The sequence below is a fragment of the Tsukamurella asaccharolytica genome (genome assembly GCF_007858435.1).
Taxonomy (GTDB): domain Bacteria; phylum Actinomycetota; class Actinomycetes; order Mycobacteriales; family Mycobacteriaceae; genus Tsukamurella; species Tsukamurella asaccharolytica.
In genome coordinates this window covers 1-704 of record NZ_VIGW01000039.1, presented here as the reverse complement: position 1 = coordinate 704, position 704 = coordinate 1, and the positions used below count along the sequence as shown (strand labels likewise).

Genomic DNA, 704 nt, shown 5'->3' with positions numbered 1-704 from the left:
CCAATATCCATTCTCATCAACAGTAACCTTAACCTCAAAGTACTGTGGATACCCTAAAGAATCCATTTCGCTATCATCTGCAGCATGTTGCTTATTAATATAGATGCGAACAGTCTCTACCCCTTTTGCTGCTCTTCCCTCAATCTCACCTAATGAGTCATTACTATAGATCACAAACTCATTACCATCACTTTCGACAAGTTCCGGCTCATCTAATAGAGATGCGGTAGTCGCTGAAATTGCAACAACTTTCCCTTCTTCTAAACGATTATCATTAATTGAGACTTTAACTTCATAACGCTTACCTGAGTCATCTTGGAACTGGAAGATTTCAGTTAAAGGCCCTCTTGAAGCAATAAGCGCTTCAGATACAGCCGCATCACTATTGAGTTTATAGGTCCACTCCCCATCACTACTCAATGTAAAGAGGCCATATTGCCCTTCAGTCTCAATCGATCCTTCAAACTTTTGCCCGTCAAGTGCAACAAAAGATGAACCTTCAGAGAAAGCTAGCTCTGTAGAAGCCTTACTTGAGATCTCTATCCCCTCAGCCACACGTCCTACATCTGTAACTGTATTTTGCACACTCTCAATATCATCATAGTAACCGGTGACATTCGCAGTAGGTGCATCAACACTATACGATTTTTCAGCAGGTTCACTCTCATTCCCTGCGCGATCTTTCACGACAGCAGATACTGAAC

Annotated in this window: 1 protein-coding gene; it reads right to left on the bottom strand. The window is 41.9% G+C overall.

Annotated features, from left to right (window positions below; all coding sequences use genetic code 11):
* Nucleotides 1–687: VCBS domain-containing protein (locus FK529_RS20855; protein ID WP_146564340.1), on the bottom strand; the 687-nt coding region annotated here is incomplete at its 3' end.
* Between the last annotated feature and the right edge of the window lie 17 nt (nt 688–704).